At 46.8% G+C, this 22,980-nt stretch carries 28 protein-coding genes; 13 read left to right on the top strand and 15 right to left on the bottom strand.

Annotation, left to right across the window (positions count from 1 at the left end; genetic code table 11):
* Positions 1-26 precede the first annotated feature (26 nt).
* From FEN17_RS23280 to FEN17_RS23270, 3 genes are all read left to right on the top strand, one after another.
* On the top strand, positions 27-701 hold the full coding sequence (locus FEN17_RS23280; protein ID WP_138367771.1) for a hypothetical protein: 675 nt from the start codon (positions 27-29) through the stop codon (positions 699-701).
* A 124-nt stretch (positions 702-825) separates the two neighbouring features.
* Complete coding sequence (locus tag FEN17_RS23275; RefSeq protein ID WP_138367770.1) at positions 826-1,221, top strand: OsmC family protein; 396 nt, start codon at positions 826-828, stop codon at positions 1,219-1,221.
* A 135-nt stretch (positions 1,222-1,356) separates the two neighbouring features.
* Positions 1,357-2,436, top strand: a complete 1,080-nt coding sequence (locus tag FEN17_RS23270) for a hypothetical protein (protein WP_138367769.1) — start codon at positions 1,357-1,359, stop codon at positions 2,434-2,436.
* 38 nt (positions 2,437-2,474) lie between these two features.
* Here FEN17_RS23270 and mtgA read toward each other — a convergent pair whose 3' ends face one another.
* On the bottom strand, positions 2,475-3,161 hold the full coding sequence (gene mtgA / locus FEN17_RS23265; protein ID WP_138367768.1) for a monofunctional biosynthetic peptidoglycan transglycosylase: 687 nt from the start codon (positions 3,159-3,161) through the stop codon (positions 2,475-2,477).
* A 132-nt stretch (positions 3,162-3,293) separates the two neighbouring features.
* Here mtgA and FEN17_RS23260 point away from each other — a divergent pair, with 132 nt between their 5' ends.
* Positions 3,294-4,574, top strand: coding sequence for a DUF2851 family protein (locus tag FEN17_RS23260; protein WP_138367767.1), 1,281 nt, complete (start codon positions 3,294-3,296; stop codon positions 4,572-4,574).
* Here the strand turns inward: FEN17_RS23260 and FEN17_RS23255 are convergent.
* The 5 genes from FEN17_RS23255 to FEN17_RS23235 all read right to left on the bottom strand — a co-directional run bounded on the left by FEN17_RS23255 (position 4,571) and on the right by FEN17_RS23235 (position 7,474).
* Positions 4,571-4,771 (bottom strand): hypothetical protein, encoded by a 201-nt coding sequence (locus tag FEN17_RS23255; RefSeq protein WP_138367766.1) that lies wholly within the window; start codon positions 4,769-4,771, stop codon positions 4,571-4,573. The genes FEN17_RS23260 and FEN17_RS23255 overlap by 4 nt on opposite strands.
* 61 nt (positions 4,772-4,832) lie before the next feature.
* Entirely contained in the window at positions 4,833-6,260 is a 1,428-nt protein-coding gene (locus FEN17_RS23250) for a CCA tRNA nucleotidyltransferase (protein WP_138367765.1), read from the bottom strand.
* 47 nt (positions 6,261-6,307) lie between these two features.
* The gene (locus FEN17_RS23245) at positions 6,308-6,670 is read right to left on the bottom strand and encodes a helix-turn-helix domain-containing protein (RefSeq protein ID WP_138367764.1); all 363 of its coding nucleotides are present in this window, start codon (positions 6,668-6,670) and stop codon (positions 6,308-6,310) included.
* A gap of 3 nt (positions 6,671-6,673) precedes the next feature.
* Complete coding sequence (locus FEN17_RS23240; RefSeq protein ID WP_138367763.1) at positions 6,674-6,970, bottom strand: type II toxin-antitoxin system HigB family toxin; 297 nt, start codon at positions 6,968-6,970, stop codon at positions 6,674-6,676.
* A gap of 132 nt (positions 6,971-7,102) precedes the next feature.
* Positions 7,103-7,474, bottom strand: coding sequence for a globin domain-containing protein (locus FEN17_RS23235; protein ID WP_138367762.1), 372 nt, complete (start codon positions 7,472-7,474; stop codon positions 7,103-7,105).
* A gap of 113 nt (positions 7,475-7,587) precedes the next feature.
* Between FEN17_RS23235 and FEN17_RS23230 the strand changes: the two genes are divergently transcribed.
* A complete protein-coding gene (locus tag FEN17_RS23230; protein WP_138367761.1) occupies positions 7,588-8,970 on the top strand; it encodes a glycoside hydrolase family 140 protein in 1,383 nt (460 codons plus the stop codon).
* Positions 8,971-8,973: 3 nt separating this feature from the next.
* Here the strand turns inward: FEN17_RS23230 and FEN17_RS23225 are convergent, their stop codons facing one another.
* On the bottom strand, positions 8,974-9,747 hold the full coding sequence (locus tag FEN17_RS23225) for an AMP nucleosidase (RefSeq protein WP_138367760.1): 774 nt from the start codon (positions 9,745-9,747) through the stop codon (positions 8,974-8,976).
* A 19-nt stretch (positions 9,748-9,766) separates the two neighbouring features.
* On the opposite strand from FEN17_RS23225, the gene FEN17_RS23220 reads away from it, so the two are divergent.
* Positions 9,767-10,216, top strand: coding sequence for a type I restriction enzyme HsdR N-terminal domain-containing protein (locus FEN17_RS23220; protein ID WP_138367759.1), 450 nt, complete (start codon positions 9,767-9,769; stop codon positions 10,214-10,216).
* A gap of 116 nt (positions 10,217-10,332) precedes the next feature.
* On the opposite strand, the gene FEN17_RS23215 is transcribed toward FEN17_RS23220, so the two are convergent.
* Positions 10,333-10,935: a YceI family protein gene (locus FEN17_RS23215; protein WP_138367758.1), complete on the bottom strand. Its 603-nt coding sequence runs from the start codon at positions 10,933-10,935 to the stop codon at positions 10,333-10,335.
* Positions 10,936-11,017: 82 nt separating this feature from the next.
* On the bottom strand, positions 11,018-11,476 hold the full coding sequence (locus FEN17_RS23210; protein ID WP_138367757.1) for a MarR family winged helix-turn-helix transcriptional regulator: 459 nt from the start codon (positions 11,474-11,476) through the stop codon (positions 11,018-11,020).
* Positions 11,477-11,580: 104 nt separating this feature from the next.
* Between FEN17_RS23210 and FEN17_RS23205 the strand changes: the two genes are divergently transcribed.
* The 3 genes from FEN17_RS23205 to FEN17_RS23195 all read left to right on the top strand — a co-directional run bounded on the left by FEN17_RS23205 (position 11,581) and on the right by FEN17_RS23195 (position 14,790).
* On the top strand, positions 11,581-12,162 hold the full coding sequence (locus FEN17_RS23205; RefSeq protein WP_138367756.1) for a Maf family nucleotide pyrophosphatase: 582 nt from the start codon (positions 11,581-11,583) through the stop codon (positions 12,160-12,162).
* A gap of 6 nt (positions 12,163-12,168) precedes the next feature.
* The gene (locus FEN17_RS23200) at positions 12,169-13,674 is read left to right on the top strand and encodes an alpha-amylase family glycosyl hydrolase (RefSeq protein ID WP_138367755.1); all 1,506 of its coding nucleotides are present in this window, start codon (positions 12,169-12,171) and stop codon (positions 13,672-13,674) included.
* A 105-nt stretch (positions 13,675-13,779) separates the two neighbouring features.
* A complete protein-coding gene (locus FEN17_RS23195; RefSeq protein ID WP_138367754.1) occupies positions 13,780-14,790 on the top strand; it encodes an SMP-30/gluconolactonase/LRE family protein in 1,011 nt (336 codons plus the stop codon).
* Here the strand turns inward: FEN17_RS23195 and FEN17_RS23190 are convergent, their stop codons facing one another.
* Both FEN17_RS23190 and FEN17_RS23185 read right to left on the bottom strand, forming a co-directional pair.
* Positions 14,791-15,327 (bottom strand): hypothetical protein, encoded by a 537-nt coding sequence (locus FEN17_RS23190; protein WP_138367753.1) that lies wholly within the window; start codon positions 15,325-15,327, stop codon positions 14,791-14,793.
* Between the two features lie 11 nt (positions 15,328-15,338).
* Positions 15,339-15,857 carry a hypothetical protein gene (locus FEN17_RS23185; RefSeq protein WP_138367752.1) on the bottom strand — a complete coding sequence of 173 codons (519 nt, stop codon included), beginning with the start codon at positions 15,855-15,857 and terminating at the stop codon, positions 15,339-15,341.
* A gap of 214 nt (positions 15,858-16,071) precedes the next feature.
* Between FEN17_RS23185 and FEN17_RS23180 the strand changes: the two genes are divergently transcribed.
* Positions 16,072-16,581, top strand: coding sequence for a GtrA family protein (locus FEN17_RS23180; RefSeq protein WP_138367751.1), 510 nt, complete (start codon positions 16,072-16,074; stop codon positions 16,579-16,581).
* On the opposite strand, the gene FEN17_RS23175 is transcribed toward FEN17_RS23180, so the two are convergent.
* The 4 genes from FEN17_RS23175 to FEN17_RS23160 all read right to left on the bottom strand — a co-directional run bounded on the left by FEN17_RS23175 (position 16,578) and on the right by FEN17_RS23160 (position 20,062).
* Complete coding sequence (locus FEN17_RS23175; protein ID WP_138367750.1) at positions 16,578-17,762, bottom strand: acetyl-CoA C-acyltransferase; 1,185 nt, start codon at positions 17,760-17,762, stop codon at positions 16,578-16,580. The genes FEN17_RS23180 and FEN17_RS23175 overlap by 4 nt on opposite strands.
* Positions 17,763-17,800: 38 nt before the next feature.
* Positions 17,801-18,058, bottom strand: a complete 258-nt coding sequence (locus tag FEN17_RS23170; protein WP_138367749.1) for a DUF6814 family protein — start codon at positions 18,056-18,058, stop codon at positions 17,801-17,803.
* Between the two features lie 50 nt (positions 18,059-18,108).
* Positions 18,109-19,644, bottom strand: coding sequence for an MFS transporter (locus FEN17_RS23165; protein ID WP_138367748.1), 1,536 nt, complete (start codon positions 19,642-19,644; stop codon positions 18,109-18,111).
* 130 nt (positions 19,645-19,774) lie between these two features.
* Complete coding sequence (locus tag FEN17_RS23160; protein WP_138367747.1) at positions 19,775-20,062, bottom strand: hypothetical protein; 288 nt, start codon at positions 20,060-20,062, stop codon at positions 19,775-19,777.
* A gap of 242 nt (positions 20,063-20,304) precedes the next feature.
* On the opposite strand from FEN17_RS23160, the gene FEN17_RS23155 reads away from it, so the two are divergent.
* The 3 genes from FEN17_RS23155 to FEN17_RS23145 all read left to right on the top strand — a co-directional run bounded on the left by FEN17_RS23155 (position 20,305) and on the right by FEN17_RS23145 (position 22,914).
* Positions 20,305-21,042 (top strand): carbohydrate-binding family 9-like protein, encoded by a 738-nt coding sequence (locus FEN17_RS23155; RefSeq protein WP_138367746.1) that lies wholly within the window; start codon positions 20,305-20,307, stop codon positions 21,040-21,042.
* Positions 21,043-21,069: 27 nt separating this feature from the next.
* On the top strand, positions 21,070-22,173 hold the full coding sequence (locus FEN17_RS23150) for a lactonase family protein (protein ID WP_138367745.1): 1,104 nt from the start codon (positions 21,070-21,072) through the stop codon (positions 22,171-22,173).
* 198 nt (positions 22,174-22,371) lie between these two features.
* Complete coding sequence (locus tag FEN17_RS23145) at positions 22,372-22,914, top strand: RNA polymerase sigma factor (protein ID WP_138367744.1); 543 nt, start codon at positions 22,372-22,374, stop codon at positions 22,912-22,914.
* The last annotated feature ends 66 nt before the right edge of the window (positions 22,915-22,980 follow it).

The raw sequence follows: 22,980 nt of genomic DNA, 5'->3' as shown, positions 1-22,980 counted from the left end.
AATCCGAGCCGGTTCGTTAGCGATTTATGACAAAAGTCTTCTTGCCTTTCCTGCTGGTCCTGATTTTCGCAAGCAGCGTATTTTCCCAAAAAGTTACCATAAGCATTGCAGCCCCGAGATCACTCAATGATCGGAGGGCTATTTTATTGACCCGTGAAAAAGGTTTTGCGGCCGTCGTGCATTCGATCCAGCTCGGTTTTGATACCACGCATTTACAAATGGATAAAAACCTCCTGCCCGATTTGTACCAGTTTCAAATATCGCAGATGAAAGGCTCACTGACATTTTTCTTCGAGTCTGGGACGCAGATCAGGCTGGATACAGCCAACCTGTCCAGTTCGCTGGTAACACATTCAAAAAGCAACGTCGAGTGGCGCATGTTCCAGGACAACATTCAGCTGCCATCGGAAAAGCGCTCAAATAGTTACTTGCTCGCAGAAGGGCGGGCGCGCAAGAAAAACCAAATCGACAGCGCTGCATATTGGCTAAATCTGCAAAATATTGAAAATCAGGATTTAATAGAAAAAACAAGCGCATTCATCGCGGCTAACCCACGGTCTTATGTGAGTTTGTATCTGCTTAAAAACAACTGGTTTGCTTTGAAAAATCTGGGGTTATTTGAAAAGTTGGACCCGATGCTGGCGCATCATCGGAATTATAGGTTTTTGAAGGAGCGGAGCAAGGGGTTGGCTAGGAATTAGGCGAGCGTTATTTTTTGATATCTTTAATTTCTATACAAGAATTTATATTTGATAATCAAGTAATTGAGACTCTTAGGGGGGTCGAATTCGCCCCCCCTTTTACTTCAAAATCCAAACCTTTGCCATGAAAATCTCCGCCAACATTCATAGTGCCTACAACCAGCACGAAGTTCAAGTTGAAACAAATGGAGCGAGCAAGTCGGTAACCATAGCGCCCAAAGCTACCGGGTATGGGTCTTCTGTAAATGGGGGTGAAATGCTGTTGCTGGCGCTCGCGACTTGTTTTTGTAATGACATTTACCGGGAAGCGGCGAAACGTAATATGGCGGTGACAGGCGTGGAAGTTGAGTGTACGGCGGATTTTGGGGCGGATGGGGAGCCGGGAAAGAACTTTCAATACAAGGCGAAAATTACCTCCGATGCACCGGAAGCCGACATTGCAGCCCTGCTCCGGCATACCGATCAGATCGCTGAAATTCATACAACATTACGGCAGGGAGCCACGGTAACTTTGGTGTGACATTGGTTAAAAAAGGCTTTTTCGAGCTGCGGTAGAGTTAAATAGAGTGAAAAATAAGTCAGATTTTTACATCAACTCGTAGTCCGGCTATTCTCTGTTTAAAAGTATTTCCCTACCTTGCCGACGCTTAACGTTATGACATATCCTCTATCCTTCGTGATTGCCGCAATGCTCCTTGTGGCAAGGCTGCCCGCGCTAGCGCAGTCTGAATCTGAAAAGCTGGATCTCCCCGGCGATAATCTCAATCTTTACGCAGTAATGAAGCTTTTCCAGGAATCAAAAACGCTGGAAGGTTTGGAAAAAGCTTTGAATTCTGGCGGTTGCGAGATCAATAACCTCGACCTCGACGGCGACAAGCGTGTAGATTATATTCGGGTAGCGGACAATTTCAATAACAACATTCACACGATCACGCTGGATGTCCCGCTGAATGATTATGAGGAGCAGGATGTCGCGGTTTTCTTTGTTGAAAAAAGAACTAACGGGCAGATTCTCATCCAGTTGATGGGTGACGAAGATCTATATGGAAGGGATTATTTTCTCGAACCCACCGACCAAACCTTTCGCGAAACGCCGCACGCCGGGTATGGCCCCGAGAAAGTAGCTGCTGCCGCGAAATTTACTGGCCCGAATGAAGTCGCCTCCTGGCCGATCATTAAATATATTTTTGCGCCTGGCTACGTAACCTGGTCTTCTCCAATGCGTTGGGGAAATTACCCAGCTTACTGGAAACCCCAACCGCCGCAGTACTGGCATTTCTATTACGCCTATCATTATCATTGGCGCTCCTATTACAACAAACATTACCGGCGTTGGGCACATTTCCGGAATCCTGCTTGGTTTTCACAGTTTTATGGTGGCAATTTTCGCTCCCGGTCGGTGACGGTCAAGACCAGGGTGGCGCGGGGAGATTATAAGTCTTCTTATTCCAAACCTGCCTCTGCCGCCGAGGGATCGGCGCTTTTTGCTAAGAAATTCCCCACTTTACCTGCCTCCCACGAAAGCCCGCCATCCTTTGACAGCAGCGGAAAACCTCGTGCACCAAAAGCAGCACCTGCCGCGGCGACAGAGAGCAGGCCTGAGAAAAAGTCGGCTGCACCGACAAAGTCGTCAGCCAAAAAGAAAAGATCGACGGCTTCAAAAAGCTCGAAATCAAAGTCAAAACGCAAATCTACACCGACGAAAAAGTCGGCGCGCGGCGAAGGGAAGTCTTAGAAATAAGCTTCAAATCTGAATTTAACTACCTCTTAAACTCAGAGGTCGGCAATGTATTTTTGGCCGCCGAGGTAGCGCATTTGTCTCACAATCTGGCCGGTACGTTTGTTGACGTAGCCCGACGGATTTTTGATTGAGAAACGGATCGGGTTGGGAAGTACGGCTGCGATGCGCGCCGCTTCGTACCGGGAAAGTTTTTTCGCTGATTTGTTATAATACCGCAAAGACGCAGCCTCCACGCCAAAAGTCATATCCCCCATTTCGGCCACATTGAGGTACACTTCCAAAATCCGCTCTTTGTCCCAGATCACTTCGATCAAAATGGTAAAGTAAGCTTCCAGACCTTTCCGGATAAAACTCCTGCCGTGCCATAAAAAAACATTTTTGGCCACCTGCTGGGAAATGGTACTGGCGCCACGGGCACGTTTGCGCTTTTCAGTTACTGCATTATAGATCTGGTCAAAATCAAAACCCCAGTGCTTTGGGAAATTCTGGTCTTCGGAAGCTACGACGGCTAGGGCCACTTCTTTCGAGATATTTTCATAGGGCTCCCAGTCGTGAAAAATCTCGGTATCGTCGTCATTTCTAAATGCTTCAATTTTTCTGGAAATCATATAAGGCGTAACCCAAACTGGTAAAAACCTCAGAATGACCACCCAAACAATTGAAACAACCAAAAAAACGATGAGGACACGGAGCGCAATAAATTGCAGACGGCGGAGCATAAAAATTTTTTACTACAAAAAAGAGAAACCAAACCAGATAACCAGCGTACAAAGAACAGAAACTAATCAGGTTTAGACAAAGAAATCGAAGACCATATTTATCAATTTTCAACCCCCTTGTTTCTGTTTTCTATGAATGAAGATATCCTGAGTTTTATCTGGCGGTACCAGTATTTTGAAACCGCAAACCTGCAAACCGATGAAAATCTGCACATTTCGGTCATCCGCACGGGTTATAAGAATGTGAATTCCGGGCCGGATTTTTCGCAGGCTTCGGTGATTATTGACGAAGTACATTGGCACGGCAGCGTAGAAATCCATGTCAAATCGTCGGACTGGTTTGTGCATACGCATGAGAAAGACCGGGCGTACGAAAATGTGATCCTGCATGTGGTTTGGGAAAATGATAAACCGGTGGTCCGGAACGACGGCACATTGATACCCACATTAACATTGAAGGGTTTGGTAAAAATGGCAGTTTTGGAAAAGTATGCAGCTTTGCAGGACGTCAAGACAGGCATTCCCTGCGCCGGTAGCTTTGCTGAAATTGCTGAGATTCACAAATACGCCATGCTCGACCGCGTGCTGCTGGAAAGATTGGAGCGCAAAGCCGGCGAAGTACTGCATTTGCTGGAAATCAATCAAAATGACTGGGAGAAAACGACTTACCAGTGGCTTGGCCGGCATTATGGTTTTAAATTGAATGACCATGCTTTCGCAAGACTAACCCGCATCACGCCCTGGAAAATCATTCAGAAACACCGCGACCGGCTGGTTCAGGTGGAAGCATTGCTTTTTGGCATGGCAGGCATGATACCCGACGATTCAGATGAAAACTATGTGCGGCAGTTGCGGAAAGAATTTCAGTTTTTGAGCGCCAAATTTAGGTTAAGCGAAGAAACCATGCAGCCGCATGAGTGGAAATTTGCGAAACTCAGGCCGGCTGGTTTCCCGACTGTCCGCCTCGCCCAGCTTGCCAGGTTACTGAGCAAAACCGGCAATCTGTTTTTAATGCTGACTACCGCAGAACCCATCGCCGATTTGCAGGAAATCTTTCACGCACCGCAGTCCGAATATTGGACGGAACATTATGTTTTTGGTAAAAAATCAAAAAACAAAGTGCCGGCGATGGGCAAGGATGCCTCTGCCCTGCTCGTGATCAATGTGGTTGCGCCGCTGCTCGTGGCCTTTTCAAAACAAAAACAGCAGCCGGAAATGCTGGACAAGGCGATTTACTGGCTTTCGCAAGTGCCTGCCGAAAACAACCATATCCTGCGCGAGTGGGCGAATTTAGGCATGCGCGTCAAAACAGCCGCGGATTCGCAGGCTTTGATTGAATGGTATAATAACTTTTGTGTCCCGCGAAAGTGCCTGGAATGTACAGTAGGGGGAATTCTGGTGCGCTCGACTTAGCCTTTGACGAGGTTCACGCCTGTCAAAAGAAATACGGTGCCTACCAGAAAAGGCACGATCGATTCCCATTTAGAAACCGTTAGGCCAAGTACGGGTTTGTCGGAAAGGAATGCTACGCAAGCGAAAAGAAGGACTACGATGCCTAAAATGGTCAGGAGAGCGCCAAAGAAACGTTTAAACTGGGTATTGTTTTCCATGCTGAAATGGGAGGTCAAATGTTGGCTGCAAAAATAGAAATAAGTGGATGCGGTTTAAAAATTATATGCCAGTTTGCTGCGCTTTCAGCCCGAGTTTTTCGCCTTCCCTGAGCATGTAGGCAAATGCTGGCTCATATTCATTGGGTATGATGCCTTCCAGAATCGCCTCGCGGACGGTTTCTTTAATGATACCGACTTCTTTGGCAGGCTTCAATCCGAAGGCTTCCATGATCATCTCACCCGTAATTACCGGCTGGAAATTACGCAGCTTGTCGCGCTCTTCCAGGTCTTTCAATTTTTGCTCGACGAGATCGAAATTTTGCAGGTAGCGTTTTACTTTTTCGGGATTTTTGGAGGTAATGTCGGCGCGGCAGAGTTTCATTAAAGCTTCAATGTCCTCGCCAGCTTCCACGAGCAGCCTGCGCATCGCGGAGTCCGTAATCTGGTCCTTGGACAAAACTATTGGTCGTAAATGCAGCCTGACGAGTTTTTTCACAAACCGCATTTTTTCATTCAGAGGCAGTTTCATCCGCCTGAAAATGACCGGCACCATGCGCGCGCCTACTTCCTCGTGGTTATGAAAAGACCAACCTATTTTTTTGTCAAATTTCTTGGTAGCAGGTTTGGCAATGTCGTGCAAAATCGCAGCCCAGCGCAGCCAGAGGTCGTTGGTATGTTGGGAAACATTATCGAGGACCTGTAAGGTGTGATAAAAATTATCCTTGTGACCTTTGCCTTCAATGTTTTCAACGCCTTGCAGTTCAATCATTTCCGGGAAAATGATCGCGAGTAAACCGGCATGGAAAAGTAATTTGAAACCGTAAGAAGGGGTCGGGGAAAGAATGATTTTATTCAGCTCGTCAGAAATCCGTTCAGCGGAAACGATGGAAACGCGGTCTTTCATTTTGATGATCGCATCGAAAGTATCCGGCTCAATGTCAAAATTCAGCTGACTCGCAAACCGGATCGCACGCATCATTCTCAGTGGATCGTCTGAGAAGGTAATTTCAGGTTCCAGCGGGGTGCGGATGATCTTTTTGCGCAGGTCTTTCATCCCGTCAAAGGGATCGATCAGCTCGCCGAACATCTTATTATCCAGACTGATACCCATCGCATTAATGGTAAAATCGCGTCTGTTCTGGTCGTCGGCCAATGTACCATCTTCTACGGCCGGCTTACGGGAGTCACTTCTGTAAGATTCTTTTCTCGCGCCGACAAATTCAATTTCCAGGTCGCCTTGACGGATTTGGGCAGTACCAAAAGTCTTAAAAACACTCACAAAAACATCCGGCCCCAGCCTGCTGGCAACCAATTCTGCCAGTTCGATACCGCTGCCTATGGAAACAACATCAATATCCTTACTATTCCTTTTGAGTATCAGGTCCCTGACAAAACCTCCGATCACATACGCCTCCACACCAAGCTCCTTCGCCGCTCCCGCCACGATCTCCAAAACCGGATACCCCGCTAATTGCTCTTTAAAATTCATGAGGCAAAGGTATGGAATTCTTGTTCCAGGAAATCAGGACGCATATTTTACCTGCTTAATTGGTAATCTCCGATCAAACTATTTACTGATAAGTGAAGCCGCGAGGACAAATTTCTGATCATTTCAACTGTCAACTTTCGCTTCTTACTCAATATTTCCGAAACCCTACTTTTTCCGCCAATCTCATCAATAAGATCAGCCTGCCGGAGATTCAACTCTTCCATTCTGATCTTTATCGCCTCAATTGGGTCCGGCGCTTCGATAGGATAATGCTCATTTTCATAAGCGTCAATAATCAATGCCAGCACATCTGCTTCATCGCTCTCCGGAGTTCCTTCCTCAGCATCAAAAAGCAATTCCATTCGCTTTAATGCTGTCCTGTAATCTTGTTCTGTTTTTATTAATCTCATAGCTTAAATTAAATTAGCGTCAATACGATCATATTCCTGATGTGTACCAATAAACCTGATAAAAACCCATTGCTTCGAGAAATTGAATTTAGCTACAAGTCTGAATGCGTTACCTTTAACATTAAATACGATCCTGCCGTCTTTCAAAATACTCGCGTTCGCGTAGGTTTGTTTAACATCAGCTGGCGATCTCCACTCCGAATTTATTACGGTATCATACCAGATTTTTAAATACTGCTCGGTTTCCGGATACCTGTTCCAAAAATCGCGCAACGCGCTTTTAACAAAGATTCTCTTCATTGAGAAAAGTTTTATGGTGACAAAAATAGTAAAGTTCCCAAATATAGAACTACTATTTAGACGTCAACATTTTCATTTGGTAACGCGAAAATCTGAAATATTTTTTTTACTCACTCAATAAGCTATTGATCCTCAGCTATTCACCATAAAAAATGCCGTCCTCGGAAACCGATCAAACAATTCATCCTTCAACTCTCTGCTAATCGGCAACTGCCCGACGGCTTCGGACATGCATTGGAGCCAGGCAATGGCGTCGTCCTCGGTGATGGTATGGGGCATGTGGCGGGCGCGCATCATGGGGTGGCCGTAGACTTCGGAGTAGAGCTGCGGGCCGCCTAGGAATTGGGTCAGGAAGAGTCTTTGCTTTTCCTTGATGAGGTCTTTGTCGGTTTTGAAGAGTCTGGAAATCAGCTCGTGATTGAAAACCAGGTCGTAAAAAGTATTTGTCAATTGCCGCAGCGCCTCGTCACCGCCGATGCGCTCGTATAATGTTTCATTTTCCATTTCAATCAAATTTTTCGCAGAGAGCCTATACGCATAACCAGTAGAGCACAGTAGTCTTGACGGTTTCGCGCTTTTAAAAATATTAACCTACCCATTTCGAAACTCCGATTCAGATGAAACAGTTTCTTGCCCTGCTTTTCCTCCTGATTTCAACCTGCAACCTGCACGCGCAGAATAAATTACCTGAACTGAAAGTCAAAAAAGGCGACCGATACATTTCAGACCAAAATGGCAAACCGTTTTTCTGGCTGGGCGATACGGCTTGGGAGCTGCTGCACCGGCTGAGCTTTGAGGAAGCGAAAATGTACCTGAAAAACCGGGCAGATAAAGGATTCAATGTAGTGCTGGCCGTGATTGGCGCTGATTTTGAAGGATCGAATGTTCCTAACAAATACGGCGACATTGTTTTTGAAAACAATGATCCGACCAAACCTGTCGAAAAGTATTTCAAACATGTCGACCGGGTTGTGGAAGAGGCTAATAAGCTGGGTATTTACATGGGCCTGCTGCCAACCTGGGGTGATAAATTCAGTAAAAAGTGGGATTACGGGCCGGAAATCCTGACACCGGAAAACGCGAAAGTGTACGGAGACTTTTTGGCAAAAAGATATAAGAGCAAAGGCGTGATCTGGGTATTGGGCGGGGACCGCGACCCTGAAAACGAGAAACATACCGCGATTATTAATGCGATGGCGACGAGTATCCGGAAAGTGGCAGGCGGCTCGCAACTGATTACTTACCACCCGACCGGTGCGAGTTATTCTTCCAAACATTTTCATAATTCAGATTGGCTTGATCTGAACCTGGTACAGTCTGGTCACAATTTCCGGAACTTGAAAAATTACACGATGATCCGCAAGGATTACGCGAAGACGCCGCCGAAACCAACCATTGACGCGGAGCCCCGATACGAAGATCACGCCATCAACTGGAAGCCCGAAAATGGTTATTTCAATGATTTCGATGTGCGGCAGGCGGCGTGGTGGTCATTTTTATCCGGTGCGGCCGGGCATACTTACGGTTGTCACCCGGTTTGGCAAATGTTTAATAATGCGCTGCACAAGCCGATGTCGTTCGCGAAAACCAACTGGCAGCAAGCGATTGACCTACCCGGCGCTTTCGATATGGGGTACGTGAGAAAACTGGCGGATTCTCATCCCTGGGAAACGTTGGTACCCAACCAGGAAATCATTAAAAATGAAAATCCTGAAAACGGCGGATATCAGATCGGTGCGCTTTCAGCAGCAAAAGATTTCGCATTTATTTACTCCCCGCTCGGACTGCCGCTCAGCATTAACCTGACCAAATTCAGCGCTAAGACATTGCTGGTGTACTGGTTCAACCCGCGCGACGGGTCTAGCCTGAAAATCGGGGAATACGGAAATAATAAAACGGAAGAATTCAAACCTTACGCTGCCGGGCCGGATACCGACTGGGTTCTGGTGATCGACGATGCGACCAAACCTTGGGCAGGATACAATTTGAAAAAGCAATAAAAATCAGTTTTCAAAACGCAAATGTTTGACAGAAGCACCTGAGCGGGCCAGTTCTGTCAGAGCTTCGATGCCGATATCCAGGTGTTTTTTGACAAAATTGGTCGTCACTTTTTTATCACTTTCCTCTGTTTTCACACCTTCCGGCACCAGCGGATTGTCGGATACCAGCAGCAGCGCGCCATGGGGGATGGAGTTGGCAAAACCAACAATAAAAATCGTAGCGGTTTCCATATCGATCGCCATCGCACGGATTTCACGGAGGTATTCTTTGAACTCGTTATCATGCTCCCAGATGCGGCGGTTGGTGGTGTAAACCGTGCCGGTCCAGTAATCCATTTTATGTTTGGCAATGCTGGCCGAAACCGTGCTTTGAAGGCGGAATGAAGGTAATGCAGGAATCTCAGGCGGCATGTAATCGTCACCGGTACCTTCGCCGCGGATCGCTGCAATCGGCAGAATCAGGTCACCTACCTGCGTTTTTTTGAGGCCGCCGCATTTACCTAAAAACAAGACGGCTTTGGGGCTGATCGCTGATAAAAGGTCCATGACCGTGGCCGCCATCGGGCTGCCCATACCGAAGTTGATGATGGTAATGTCCTTGGCAGTAGCAGTTTGCATCGCCCGGTCCTTTCCTTTGACCGGCACATCGAATTTTTCCGCAAACATGGTCACATAATTGCCAAAATTGGTCAGTAAAATATAGCTCCCAAATTCCTCCACAGGCGTCCCGGTATAGCGCGGAAGCCAGTTTTCGACGATTTGTTCCTTGGTAGTCATGCGATGCGTATCTTCGTTTATGGAATCATTAAACCTCCCAGAGTTCGCTTATAAAGTTAAGCAGGTAAATGGGAAACCGTATATTTTCGACATCATCCGCAGAAAATTCGTGTCGCTGACGCCCGAAGAATGGGTGCGCCAGCATTTTATACATTTACTGATCACACATTATGGCTATCCAAAATCCTTGTTCGCCGTCGAAACCGGCATGGTTTACAACACCCTAGCGAAACGGACCGACATTATGATCCTCTCTTCCAGTTCGCTGCCATTTTTGCTGGTGGAATGTAAGGCTCCCTTCATTTCCGTAAACGACGCCACTTTCGCGCAGATCAGCCGGTATAATTTTACGCTCCAACCGCAATTTCTGGCGGTTACAAATGGCATGAGCCACTATTGTTTCCAGGCGGTAAATGGCCAGGTCAGGTTTATGGACGATTTTCCCAAATACCGCGAAAACAATCTCTAACCGACATTTTAGGGCAAAAAAATAAAGCCTGCCACATCCGGACAGGCTTTAATGCACTCTAAGTCATTCAGAATAAACATCTGAACCGGGCCAAACTGCCCGGCCAGAGGTTATCTTTATTTACTAGCAACCAGTTTCACGTCAATCGTGAAATCGTCATTGATCATTTTGTCACCAAGATTTTCGAAGAACGATTTCGAGTTGTATTTGATGTCATATTTCGAGCGGTCAACTACCAAAGTACCAGTCGCTTCCGCACCAGCAGGAGTTGTTTTTACGGTCACCGGGAATGTAACCGGTTTTGTTATGCCTTTGATCGTCAAATCACCGGTTACATCGTACACACCAGCAGATTTCGGCGTAGCTTTTGTTACCACGAAAGTTGCAGTAGGGTGTTTTTCAACAGAGAAAAAGTCGTCCGATTTCAAGTGGCCGATCAGTTTGCCGTTGTATTCTTTGTCAGTCAAATCGGTGTTGGTAATGCTGGTCAGGTCGGCAACGAATTTACCGCCAGTCAGTTTCGAGCCATCCATAATGATATTTCCTTCTTTCAGCGCGATTTTGCCGGTATGCTCGCCAGTCACTTTTTTACCTACCCAGGTAAGCTCACTTTTCGCAGGGTTCACTTTCAGCGTAGTTACTTTTTTGTCAGCCGAAACATTGGAAGAAACAAAAAGCGCCACAGCCAGAGATGCCACAAAAAGTTTAACAGATTTCATTGTAGTTTTCATTTTAAATTGAATTGATTGATTTACTGATTATTGTGATTGGTTTAATTCTTGAAAATTGGTGAAACTTGGATTACTGATCCGATTCCCTCAGCTTATCCAGCAGCCCACTGATCGTATCCGCTTCCTCCGGTGTAATAATGTTGAAACGCTCCTCCCAGGCATTCACAAAAGGATCGATTTCAGTAAGTAATTGCAGCCCCTCTTCCGTGATCACGACGTCCACCGCGCGGCGGTCATTCGGACAAGACGTCCTTTTCGCCAGGTTTTTTGCCAACAGCTTGTCTACCAGCCTCGAAGTGTTGGAATTTCTGTCCAGCATTCTCTCCGTGATATCGCTCACCTTGATCGGGTTCATCTGCTGACCACGCAAAATCCGCAGCACATTGTATTGCTGTGAGGTAATGTCGTAGTGCTTGAAAATTTCAAGCTGCTTGTATTCTAGCCAGTTGGACGTATAAACCAGATTTAACGCCAGCCGCTGATAAGCACTTCGAAATTTATTTTGCTTGATATCAGTTTCAATAGACATAGCTGATAGTTTTAAATGTAAATAATGTTACTACATTTAATGTCATAACATCTATTAATCTTCCGATAGTTCCGGCAATAAGATTTTATTTAAAAAAAACAGAAATGCCCCAACTTACCAGACCTCTCACCCTCGCCTCCAACTCCCCACGAAGAAAGCAGCTGCTCACTGACGCAGGATTTGAATTCAATGTCGAGGTGCTCCCAACCGACGAAACTTTTCCCGCTGATCTTTCTACCAAAGAAGTAGCAGGTTACATATCCAGGGAAAAAGCCGAAATGTTCCGTGGCGCACGTCCTGGAAATCTGATTTTAACGGCTGATACCGTGGTGGTTGCAAATGAAAAAATCCTGAATAAGCCTGCCGGACCGGAAGAAGCATTTGAAATGCTGAAAATGCTGTCAGGGACAAGTCATGAAGTGATCACAGCAGTGAGCTTGCTGGACGGTGATTCGCTGCTGACGATCTCGGACCAGGCAAAAGTTTACTTCCGGGAGTTAGAGGATTCAGAAATAACCTGGTATATTGAGAAGTACAAACCCTTCGACAAAGCGGGTTCCTATGGGATCCAGGAGTGGATCGGGATGGTGGGTATTGAGAAAATCGAGGGGTCGTTTTACACCATCATGGGGCTGCCCGTCCAGGTTGTTTATCAAATGTTAAAGCCTTATTTCAGGCAGGAATAGCTCGTAATGATTGCCGACAAGTCCAGATTCATCCCGCGCATTTGCTATGAAATTTTCGTCCGCTCGTTTTGTGATTCAAACGGGGACGGGATCGGCGATTTGCAGGGGATTATTTCAAAACTGGATTACCTGGCCGAGCTGGGTATCGAAGCGATCTGGCTAACCCCGATACATCCGTCGCCAAGCTATCACAAATACGACGTTACTGATTATTATTCCATTGAACCTGAGTACGGTACGCTGGAAGATTTTAAAACATTGCTGGCCGCGGCGCACGAGCGGAACATTCAGATCTACCTCGATCTGATCATTAACCACACCAGCACATTGCACCCCTGGTTTGCCGAAGCGCGCAAAAGTCACGATAATGTTTTCCGGAATTTTTACTGGTGGATGACGCCGCCGCAGATCGAAGCGTTGGGCATTTCCAAGCGCGAAACCTCGGACGATTCGCAGGTAGTATATCCCTGGCACGACAACCCGGAAGACCAGGAAAAATATTACGGGTTGTTTTTCAAAGGCATGCCTGACCTGAACTACCACTCAGAGGCGCTGCGTGCAGAATTGGAGAAGATCATCCGTTTCTGGCTGGTTGAAATCGGTGTGGACGGTTTCCGGCTGGATGCGGCGCGGCACATTTATCCCGATTGGGAGAAAGAGGAGAGTATCGGTTTCTGGGATTATTTTTCAAAACTCGTTAATAATGTCAAACCGGACGCATTTACGGTGGCCGAGGTTTGGGCTGAAACCGAGGAAGTAGCCCCTTATTTTCGCTATCTAAATGCGACTTTTCATTTTGACCTCAGCTTTGCCTTGCAGCGCATTGTAGTGCAGGAGCACGACGAAGAGATTGTAGAAAAGTTACGGGAGAGTTATAGTCTTTTTGAAAAATATAATCCGCTTTTCATCGACGCCATCATGCTCACCAACCACGACCAAGACCGGATCGGTAGCGTCGTGAGCAATCATAAAGCGAAGATCAAGCTGGCAGCCAGCATTTTACTGACATTGCCCGGCCAGCCTTACTTATATTATGGGGAAGAAATCGGGATGCTGGGCACGAAGCCGGATCCTTACATCCGCGAGCCTTTTTTGTGGTCGGAAAATGAAAGTGAGGTTTCTGAAAATACGCATTGGATCCACGCACAATTTTCTACAAACCAGACGATTACGCCGCTCTTCGAGCAAAAAAGTGACCCTAATTCCATCTACCATCATTATCGCGCACTGATTTCTTTGAGGAAAACGGAGCCTGCATTAAGCCAGATTTTCGCGCCGAATTTGCATCGGGTATGTTTGCATGATGATCAGCTGCTGGCCTACTTCCGGCCGCACGTTGATAAGTCGCTGGTGATTATTCATAATCTGAGTGGGGATATTAAAAATGTGTATCTGCCTGAGGACAAGGCTGATTTTAAAAATATTCTTTACTCTACGGATTCTTCACATTCTGGCGCATTCTCGCACGCTGAGCTAGCCCCTTATTGTAGTTTGATTCTTTCTGTCCAGTAGTTGAGCTACTCTCACTCCTTTTTGTTATTGCCACGAATACACGAATAATTCGTGCTCGATTCGTGTATTCGTGTATTCGTGGCAACAAAAACAAACCGAGAAAAAATGAAATCCACTCTACTTTTCCTCTCCCTAACATTATTCGCCGTCCAGTTCGCAGCTGCGCAAAAAGTCTATCCAACATTAGGAAAAGTAATCTACGAAGATCCTGCATTTGAAAAATTGCTTCCGAAAACTTCCCAGGTAGAAGTCTTGGCCTCAGGCTTTGACTGGTCGGAAGGGCCGGTTTGGAATAAGGATGGCGGGTATCTGCTATTTTCAGATGTGCCGAAAAACAAGGTTTATAAATGGGAAGAAAAAAGCGGTTTATCCGTATTTCTCGAACCATCGGGTTATACCGGCCTCGGCATGTATAGTGATGAAGAAGGCAGCAACGGATTGATCATCGACAGCAAAGGCCGCCTCGTTTCCTGCGAACATGGCGATCGGCGGATTTCGGCCATGCCATTAAAAGGCGGTGGAAAAATCACACTAGCCGACAAATTTGAAGGCAAACGTTTCAACAGCCCGAATGATGTGACCGAACATTCAAATGGCAGCTACTACTTCACCGACCCACCCTACGGTTTGAGCAAAAAACATGAAGATAACAGCCGTGAAATCCAACAATTTGGCGTGTACCGCATCGCCAAAGACGGCAAGGTAACCATGGAAATCACCGACCTGACCCGGCCCAACGGACTCGCATTTTCGCCCGACGGCAAAACATTATACATCGCCCAATCCGATCCTGAAAAAGCAGTGCTCATGTCCTACCCTGTCGATGCAAATGGGAAAATCGGCACCGGAAAATTGCTCTACGACGCTACTCCGATGGTAAAAGCCGAAAAAGCAGGCCTGCCTGACGGCTTGAAAATTGACAAAGATGGTAACATCTGGACTTCCGGCCCAGGCGGATTATTGGTCTTGACGCCCGCAGGAAAACTGCTCGGCCGCATCGAAATGGGCGAGCTGACCTCCAACTGCGCCTGGGGAGACGATGGCAGTACCTTATACCTGACCGTCGACAGCTACATTTGCCGTATCAAAACCGGTACAAAAGGTGCCGGCTGGTAATTATTTTTCCGAAACCCTCCTGACCGACCGCAATGTGTTTTCCACCTCCGGCTTCACCACGAGCCAGTTGGTTTTTCCGTTTTTGTAAATATTGGTGTAGGCTTTATAAAGCACCAGCCGGTCGTCGGTAATCCGGTCTAGCTGGCTTGCAATAGACTCTTTTTCAGAAGAATTTGCGTTTTTATAATCGTCCGTCAGCGCATTCCAGCGGTTTTCGAGAATGTCCAATTCATACAAAACCAACTCCCCCATTTTGTCCATTTCCTCGTATTGCGTCACGAGTTTCTGGTTGTAGTCTGCTTTGGGATAGTTGCTTTTTACATCCTCCTCCATCATTTTATCATAGTCGCGGCGGTAGGCATCTTTGCCGGTTGTGGTAGGCGAAGTCCGGGAGCGGTCGCGGTCGTCATTGCCGTAGCGGTCGCTGGACGAAGTGGTGCCGTGGCGCTGATCGTACCGGCGCTGTAAGGTTTCGGAGCAGGAAAACTGAATGAGCGCCAGAAAAATCAAGCAGTAAGATATAATGTTCGTTTTCAAAATGTTATAGGTTAAAAGTTATGCCTTATCCCGATGCTGAGATTGGGATTGAAATAAAAGAATTTCGGAATCAGTTCGAGGTAGCCGCCACCTTCCACAAAAAACGAGGCCGGGCGCTCGGCGAAGAAAAATTCCAAACCCGCCGTAGCCGATGGCCCCGTGGAAATGTTGGTCGTATGCACCGATTTCACATCCCGGTCGGGGTAATAACGTCTCGAATTCACCTGCACGCCCGGCCCGATGTAGGCCGTCATCCGGTCATTAAAGAAGGTCACATACCACAAATAAGTTGCGTTGAACATCACGCCGACGCCTCCCAGATCATCATTGCTCACTTTGTAATTATCCTTGCTTTTAAAGAGGCCAATATAAGACCCGACGCTGATATCCAGCGCATTGCGGTCGCCATACTTCCTGATACTGACGGCAATAGGCTCGCCTACTTCAAAACCCACAGCCCATTTTTCGGGCTGACCAAATGCGGAGAAAACAGAGATTAATAAGGTGGCTAATAAAAATGCTTTTTTCATAGGAACGTAATTGCGGTTACAACTGACTTTTCTTTCGACCGATGAACGGTAACCGCTATACAGTCAACAAAAACAATGCCACCTCGGCTACCCCGCCAGGGCAGCGATCCATTCGCTCAAATTACGGATACCGCTTTTGTTTCGAGACCATTTTCTTTCTAATATTGGGCCTCAATTGCAATTCACGCCGTTCTTTAACCAACTTTTCACGCACGTGGCCGAATCAAAAAACAGTAAAATTTTTAATGCCAAAGATCTCATTGCTTATTTCATTGTTGCAGGCACCGGCGCAGTTATTCAGTTAGTTTCCAGCAGTTTAATCCAGGATTGGTTCGGCATTTCGTGGAGTGCTTCTATTTTTCCTTCTTACCTCGTCGGTTTCGTCGTAGGTTTTACACTTACCAAATTATTCGCTTTTGACGCCCGTCGCACCAACCAGACGCGCCGCGAAATGGTGAAATTTTTGATGGTTGCCGTGGTGTCTTATCTGGTCACCCAGCTCTTTACAGTAGGTTCTTACTGGCTGGCAGTCGATTTTTTCGGCATGGACATTTATAAGGCAAAGCTGCCTTTTGGAAAAAAGGAAGTGAACATTACTGAAATGGGCTCATACATCTGTGGGATGGGTTTCAGCTTTGTCAGCAACTACATTTTGCATAAAACATTTACTTTCAAAAGCACCGGTTTTTACGACCGCTTGAAAGTGCTGATCAAAGAATCTTAAAGTTTCTCCAAAATAATTGCCGACGCACCGCCACCACCATTACAAATCGCGGCGAGTCCATACCTGCCATTGTTTTTTTCCAAAACAGAAAGTAATGTCGTGATAATGCGTGCGCCCGACGCCCCCAGCGGATGTCCCAGCGAAACTGCCCCGCCGAAAACATTTACTTTATTAATATCCAAGTTCAATTCTTTGATGTAAGCCAGGGCAACAACTGCAAATGCCTCGTTTACTTCAAAATAGTCGATATTAGAAATCGATAGGCCGGCTTTTTTCAAAACTTTTTGCGTGGCAATGATCGGTGTGGTGGTAAACCAGGCTGGCTCCTGCTCGGCGTCTGCATAAGCTACAATGCGCGCTACGGGTTTTAATCCGGAAATGTTGACGACCGATTTTCCTGCGAGTACCAAAGCCGCCGCGCCATCATTGATCGTGGAAGCATTGGCAGCAGTGACTGTTCCGTCTTTGGAAAAAACCGGTTTTAATGTGGGTATCTTTTCGAATTTTACCTTTTTAAACTCTTCGTCTTCTTTTACAAAAACAGATTCCCCGCCTTTGGGCGACGGCACTTCTACCGGCACAATTTCATTGGAGAAAAACCCATTTTCAGTCGCCTCCGCACTTCTTTTATAGGATGAAATCGCAAATGCATCCTGCTCCTCGCGTGAAATGTTGTACTTCGAAGCTGTGCGATCTCCGCACAAGCCCATCGCGCTTTGATCGTAAACGTCTGTCAATCCGTCTTTTACAAGCCCATCGATAATTTCTCCATGACCGTATCCGTAACCATTTCTTGCTTTGGGAAGATAATAAGGGATCTGCGACATATTCTCCATCCCGCCAGCCACTACAATGTCCGCATCGCCGAGTTGGATGGATTGCGCCGCGAAAACCGTCGCTTTCATACCCGAGGCGCATACTTTGTTGACCGTCGTGCAGATAACCTCCGGAGGCAGACCAGCAAAGATCGCCGCTTGTCGCGCCGGTGCCTGACCTAAGTTAGCCGACACCACATTACCCATGAAAACTTCCTGGACTTGTTCAGGCGAAACACCCGATTTGGACAATGCGCCTTGAATCGCCGTGGCGCCCAGCTTGCCTGCCGGCACCGATGAGAGACTTCCGCCAAAACTACCGATCGGCGTGCGGGCCGCAGCTAAAATAAAAACCTCGTCCTTCATAAACTGGCTTGTGGATGGATACAAGCCAAAAATAGAAACTATCCGTTCAAATCCGAAGCGCTTTCCGGCAAATGGTTGTACTCATCCTGCCAGGCATACAAACCGAAAATGACCAGTCCGGCGCAGATCGGGATGAAAATCAGGATGATGATCGACCACTGCAGCGTGGTATTGGTGCGGGCTATGCCTTCTGCCGCAGCCGCGATTTTTTCACTGGCCTGCATGAACAAAAAGATAATAATCACCGGCCCCAGCAGCATCCACAAAATCCCAAGATATTTTTTTAAAGCGCTCATTTTAAATGTTTTAAAAGAAATAAATGATCAATTCTTCGCACTCAAAACCATCAATCCATCACATTATTATCGACCTTGTTATCAATGTAAATCGCCCCGATGATAAAGGACAATGTCGCAATCCCAATCGGATACCAAAGACCGGACAGCGGCGTAGAGCCGGCAAAAGAAGCGACCAAAGTGGCGATAAATGGCACCAGCCCGCCAAATACACCATTTCCAATATGGTAAGGCAGCGACATCGAAGTGTACCGGATTTGCGTCGGGAAAAGCTCTACCAGAAATGCCGCGATCGGCCCATATACCATCGTAACTAACAAAACCTGGAAGAAAACCAGCACGATCACCATAATGTAAGACTGGCCCGTCAATGTCACATCTTTAATAACAGTTTGCACTTCGGGAATAGGTTCCAGCACATCTTCCGGCGTGATCACGATTGTCGATTCCTTGAATGTCATACCATTGTTTAATGTTTTGCTGACCGTCGTAGTGACCAGCGAATCCAGCTTATCTTTTACCAAACCGCGCTCTACGACCGGCTCTGAGGTAGTTTGCAGCATGGTTTTCTGCATTTCCTTCACATTCGTTGCGTCAAGAAAATACTGGTAAATCGGCCGGTAACATACCACGCCGAGCAGCATACCCGTCAGCATAATCCACTTGCGACCCACTCTATCACTCCAAGATCCGAAAACGACAAAAAATGGCGTCGCAAACAGAATTGCCCAGAGCAGAATGTAGCGAGATTCGTTAAAATCCAGCTTGCAGGTATTTTCCAGAAAAGACTGCGCGTAAAACTGGCCGGTGTACCAAATCACCCCCTGCCCCATCGTCGCGCCAAACAAAGCCAGCAGCACCATTTTGAAATTAGCCCGCTTTTGAAAACTCTCTTTCAGAGGGTTAGCAGAAATTTTGCCCTCCGATTTCAGCTTTGTAAAAACCGGCGACTCGTGCATTTTCATCCGGATATAAATCGACACCCCCACCAGCAGGATCGATACCAGAAAAGGAATCCGCCAGCCCCAGTCGGCAAATGCTTTCGCACCTAACAAATTCTTTGTCAACACAATAACGCCCAGCGAGAGAAACAAACCCAATGTTGCGGTAGTCTGGATCCAGCTCGTAAAAAAGCCTCTTCTGCCCACCGGCGCATGCTCGGCCACATAAGTCGCGGCACCGCCATACTCGCCGCCCAGTGCCAGGCCCTGAACAAGTCTCAGTATCAGAACCAAGATCGGTGCGGCGTAACCAATGCTGGAATAAGAAGGTATCAGCCCGATCAGGAATGTCGAGCCGCCCATCAAAACCAATGTGAGCAGGAATGTATATTTTCTCCCTATCAAATCACCCAGCCGACCAAAAACCAGCGCACCGAAAGGCCGCACGATGAAGCCCGCTGCGAAGATCGCGAGGGTGTTGATCAGCGCCGAAGCGCCGGCATCGCTGGGAAATAATTGCTGCCCGATGATGACGGCCAGGCTGCCGAAAATGTAGAAATCATACCATTCAATCAGTGTACCAAGGGAAGAAGCGGCGATTACCTGTGTAATGTTTTGAGTAACATTCTTTTCGGCAGAATTCATTGGGCTAGGAAAAATGAGAACAAAATAATTTAGCTGAATAAGTCAGAAGAACCATTTCATTACTCATTTACCAAAAATAAAGCCCCCCGGATTGTGCTCCGGGAGGCTTTTCAAATTTTAAAACAATGTTTCAGAAATCGTCGTCGTCATCGTCAACCGAATTCAAAATATCATCCGGATCTTCGATAACGATTTTGCTGTCGTCGATCTCGTCGTCAAATTCATCGTCCGTTTCCTTGTCCTCTTCGTCGGTTACATCCACATCCTCATCGTCTTCATCCTCGTCGCCAAGCAAGTCGGGATCTTGCGCAACTGCGCGCGTTTTCTGCGTACTTTCCGGCACGTCCGGGAAAACTGGTGGTTCTATGATCGGCTTGCTGGTATCCGCAATAGCCGGCTCTCCTCTTTCGCGTATCATGATATTAAAAGTTAAAAGGTTGTATTAAATGTAAGCACGGTTTTATAAATAATCATTCCAAAACCAGGACTCTCCTGCTAAGATTTTCCGGCTGTGTTTTTACTTGCAAATAATCATTTGGTAATATGTAAAAACCTAATGAAATTGCCACGCTTCGAAGACGGCAGCTGCTGCTCAAATTGCATTGCAAAGTACCTCATTTTCCTAAAACCTGAAATTATCTTAATTCTAACTTTTCATTAATGTTAAAAAAATTTGCGCTCTCCTGCCTCATCGTGGCAGGTACCCTGCTTTTTCACAGCACTTTCGCTGCTCCCGCCGACTCTGTGCTGACGATAAAAAAAACTACCGATTTTAAAGTAAATGGAGAAGGAACCGCCTCCAACTGGGCCGCGGCACAGTGGCTCGACCTGACCGTCCAGAAAGGTCCCGGACAACCCGGTCCTGGGAAACAATTTCCGACCAAGGTAAAAATCATGTATTCCGAAAAGGGGCTGTATTTCCTCTTCGATTGTACGGACCAAAAGTTGACTTCGACCATCCTGGAAGATTATGGCATGTTGTTCAAGGAAGATGTCGTGGAGGTTTTTCTCTGGCCGGACAATTCTTTCCCGATCTATTTTGAATACGAAGTTTCGCCCCTGAACTACGAGCTGCCGATCCTGGTACCGAACATGAAAGGCGGCGCACAAGGCTGGAAACCATGGGTTTACAACGAGCGGAACAAAGTGCAGCATGAAACGAGCGCTCAGGGTGGCCAAAAGAAAAGTATGGCTTCCGTGGAAGGTTGGAAAGCCGAGTTTTTCATTCCCTATGCATTATTAAAGCCGATTGTTCCGGCTATCCCAAAATCCGGCACGAAGTGGAAAGGCAACTTTTACCGCATTGATTACGACGCCGAAACCGCCTATTATTCCTGGCAAAAAACAGGCGGCAGCTTCCATGAATACCAGAAGTTCGGCACATTACTTTTTGAATAAATTCTTTTACCCAAATTTTCTAAACCGATGAGATTAACCATTTTAACATTCTTCTGCCTCATTTCTGCCGTCATGACATTCGCGCAAAAATCGTCCAAAGAAATTCTGTATGTCGGCACCTATACCCAGAAAGGCGAAGGTATCTATGTCTACGAGCTCGACCGTAAAGACTTTTCTATCAAAGAGTTGCAGGTACTGACCAGCAAAACCAGCCCCTCTTTTCTGGAATTTCATCCCAACAAAAAATACCTCTACGCAGCCAACGAAGGCAATAATACGGTTTCCTCTTTTTCAATCGACCAGTCGACCGGGAAGATGACGAGCGTCAATGCGAAATCTTCACTTGGGAAAGGCCCGTGCCACGTGGCAGTGGATCCGAAAGGCCGGTTTTTATATGTTTCCAACTATGGCAGCGGCCAGCTTGGGGTGTATTTGTTAAATGCGGATGGTACGATCGGCGCGGCGGCAGACAGCATTCAGGATAAAGGCGCGGCAGGCCAAAAGCCTCACATGCATTCGGTTATCCCTTCTGCGGATGGTAAATTTATCTATGCCTCCGATTTGGGTATCGACAAAATCCTTATTTATGCTGTGGATCAAAAAACCGGAAAACTGACGCCGGGTTCAGTACCTTATGCAGAAGTAAAAGCCGGCGACGGTCCGCGACATTTCGCGATCCACCCGAACGGAAACTTTGGCTACTCGGCTTGTGAGCTGGGTTCGGTGGTGAATTCTTTTAAGATTGTGAAAAACTCCGGCGCGCTGGTGCCGATGGAGCGCGTGACGATGTTACCGGGTGATTTTACCGGAAAAAGCTACGCCGCCGACATCCACTTTTCACCCGACGGCAAATTCCTCTACGCCTCCAACCGCGGTCACGAAAGTTTGGCAATCTACGCGGTTGACGCACAAACCGGTAAACTGACCGTAGCCGGACATGCCGATACGCATGGCAAGCATCCCCGGAATTTTCTGATCGACCAAAAAGGTGATTTTTCCATCGTGACCAACCGGGATAATGACAATGTGGTGTTTTTCACGCGCGATGCCAAAACCGGTCAATTGACTTATACCGGGAAAGAAATTTCCGTACCTACTCCGGTTTGCGTAAAGCAGCTCTTTTTGAACTGACGCGTCCGACATACCCTATTTTAGTTTAAACTGCCAGAACCGCTGAAAACTCGCTCGCAAGAATATTTTCAGCGGTTCTTCATTTATTTTTGTAAACTTTCTTAATTTTAAAAATTATTCAACGATTCTTTGTTCGAATTCAAAATCTGCCAAATAAAATATTACTATTTTTATCCGGCAGCTAAATAACCCACTTCCATGAACCACGCCCAGGACGACTTGTTGCTCGTGTCACTCATCAAGCAGGGAGACAGCCGTGGCCTGGATAGCCTCTTCCGGAAATACTATAATTCCCTCTGCCGCTTCGCCACTTACCTCAGCAACCGCAGCGACCTCGCCGAAGAAATCGTCGCCGATGTTTTTTTCAGGATCTGGGAAAAAAGGGATACGCTCACCGTCGAAAAGAACGTCCGCTCCTACCTTTTCACGGCGACGCGCCACACCTGCATCAATTACATGAAGCAGGAAAAACGCATCATGGAAGATCTCAGCGAGGATTTAATCGAAGTCAATGCGGGCCCGGAAGACGAGCTGATGTACCGCGAGCTTGAATCGCGGGTTTCTGATATGGTGGACCACCTGCCACTCAAAAGAAAAGCCATTTTTCAGCTCAACCGTTTCGAAGGTTTCTCCTACAATGAAATTGCTGAAATTCTCTCTCTCTCCGCCAAAACCGTTGAAAATCAGATGGGTAAGGCCATCAAACAATTGAAGCTCCTGCAAAAAACCTATCGGTTGTAAAAAATTTCCTCCCCGGATGGGGGTTACTTCTTTTTTTCCTTGTCCTGACATTGAAAGCACCTAATT

It is taken from the genome of Dyadobacter luticola (genome assembly GCF_005860805.1).
In the GTDB taxonomy this organism is placed as follows: Bacteria; Bacteroidota; Bacteroidia; order Cytophagales; family Spirosomataceae; genus Dyadobacter; species Dyadobacter luticola.
The sequence above is the reverse complement of the archived record's forward strand: the minus strand, read 5'-3'. Positions and strand labels throughout refer to the sequence as shown.

What these genes read in the sequence shown, in the direction of transcription:
- FEN17_RS23280 (WP_138367771.1), top strand. Translation starts at nt 27, where the DNA reads ATGACAAAAGTCTTCTTGCCTTTCCTGCTGGTCCTGATTTTCGCAAGC.
- FEN17_RS23275 (WP_138367770.1), top strand. Translation starts at nt 826, where the DNA reads ATGAAAATCTCCGCCAACATTCATAGTGCCTACAACCAGCACGAAGTT.
- FEN17_RS23270 (WP_138367769.1), top strand. Translation starts at nt 1,357, where the DNA reads ATGACATATCCTCTATCCTTCGTGATTGCCGCAATGCTCCTTGTGGCA.
- mtgA (WP_138367768.1), bottom strand. Translation starts at nt 3,161, where the DNA reads ATGCTCCGCCGTCTGCAATTTATTGCGCTCCGTGTCCTCATCGTTTTT.
- FEN17_RS23260 (WP_138367767.1), top strand. Translation starts at nt 3,294, where the DNA reads ATGAATGAAGATATCCTGAGTTTTATCTGGCGGTACCAGTATTTTGAA.
- FEN17_RS23255 (WP_138367766.1), bottom strand. Translation starts at nt 4,771, where the DNA reads ATGGAAAACAATACCCAGTTTAAACGTTTCTTTGGCGCTCTCCTGACC.
- FEN17_RS23250 (WP_138367765.1), bottom strand. Translation starts at nt 6,260, where the DNA reads ATGAATTTTAAAGAGCAATTAGCGGGGTATCCGGTTTTGGAGATCGTG.
- FEN17_RS23245 (WP_138367764.1), bottom strand. Translation starts at nt 6,670, where the DNA reads ATGAGATTAATAAAAACAGAACAAGATTACAGGACAGCATTAAAGCGA.
- FEN17_RS23240 (WP_138367763.1), bottom strand. Translation starts at nt 6,970, where the DNA reads ATGAAGAGAATCTTTGTTAAAAGCGCGTTGCGCGATTTTTGGAACAGG.
- FEN17_RS23235 (WP_138367762.1), bottom strand. Translation starts at nt 7,474, where the DNA reads ATGGAAAATGAAACATTATACGAGCGCATCGGCGGTGACGAGGCGCTG.
- FEN17_RS23230 (WP_138367761.1), top strand. Translation starts at nt 7,588, where the DNA reads ATGAAACAGTTTCTTGCCCTGCTTTTCCTCCTGATTTCAACCTGCAAC.
- FEN17_RS23225 (WP_138367760.1), bottom strand. Translation starts at nt 9,747, where the DNA reads ATGACTACCAAGGAACAAATCGTCGAAAACTGGCTTCCGCGCTATACC.
- FEN17_RS23220 (WP_138367759.1), top strand. Translation starts at nt 9,767, where the DNA reads ATGGAATCATTAAACCTCCCAGAGTTCGCTTATAAAGTTAAGCAGGTA.
- FEN17_RS23215 (WP_138367758.1), bottom strand. Translation starts at nt 10,935, where the DNA reads ATGAAATCTGTTAAACTTTTTGTGGCATCTCTGGCTGTGGCGCTTTTT.
- FEN17_RS23210 (WP_138367757.1), bottom strand. Translation starts at nt 11,476, where the DNA reads ATGTCTATTGAAACTGATATCAAGCAAAATAAATTTCGAAGTGCTTAT.
- FEN17_RS23205 (WP_138367756.1), top strand. Translation starts at nt 11,581, where the DNA reads ATGCCCCAACTTACCAGACCTCTCACCCTCGCCTCCAACTCCCCACGA.
- FEN17_RS23200 (WP_138367755.1), top strand. Translation starts at nt 12,169, where the DNA reads ATGATTGCCGACAAGTCCAGATTCATCCCGCGCATTTGCTATGAAATT.
- FEN17_RS23195 (WP_138367754.1), top strand. Translation starts at nt 13,780, where the DNA reads ATGAAATCCACTCTACTTTTCCTCTCCCTAACATTATTCGCCGTCCAG.
- FEN17_RS23185 (WP_138367752.1), bottom strand. Translation starts at nt 15,857, where the DNA reads ATGAAAAAAGCATTTTTATTAGCCACCTTATTAATCTCTGTTTTCTCC.
- FEN17_RS23175 (WP_138367750.1), bottom strand. Translation starts at nt 17,762, where the DNA reads ATGAAGGACGAGGTTTTTATTTTAGCTGCGGCCCGCACGCCGATCGGT.
- FEN17_RS23170 (WP_138367749.1), bottom strand. Translation starts at nt 18,058, where the DNA reads ATGAGCGCTTTAAAAAAATATCTTGGGATTTTGTGGATGCTGCTGGGG.
- FEN17_RS23165 (WP_138367748.1), bottom strand. Translation starts at nt 19,644, where the DNA reads ATGAATTCTGCCGAAAAGAATGTTACTCAAAACATTACACAGGTAATC.
- FEN17_RS23160 (WP_138367747.1), bottom strand. Translation starts at nt 20,062, where the DNA reads ATGATACGCGAAAGAGGAGAGCCGGCTATTGCGGATACCAGCAAGCCG.
- FEN17_RS23155 (WP_138367746.1), top strand. Translation starts at nt 20,305, where the DNA reads ATGTTAAAAAAATTTGCGCTCTCCTGCCTCATCGTGGCAGGTACCCTG.
- FEN17_RS23150 (WP_138367745.1), top strand. Translation starts at nt 21,070, where the DNA reads ATGAGATTAACCATTTTAACATTCTTCTGCCTCATTTCTGCCGTCATG.
- FEN17_RS23145 (WP_138367744.1), top strand. Translation starts at nt 22,372, where the DNA reads ATGAACCACGCCCAGGACGACTTGTTGCTCGTGTCACTCATCAAGCAG.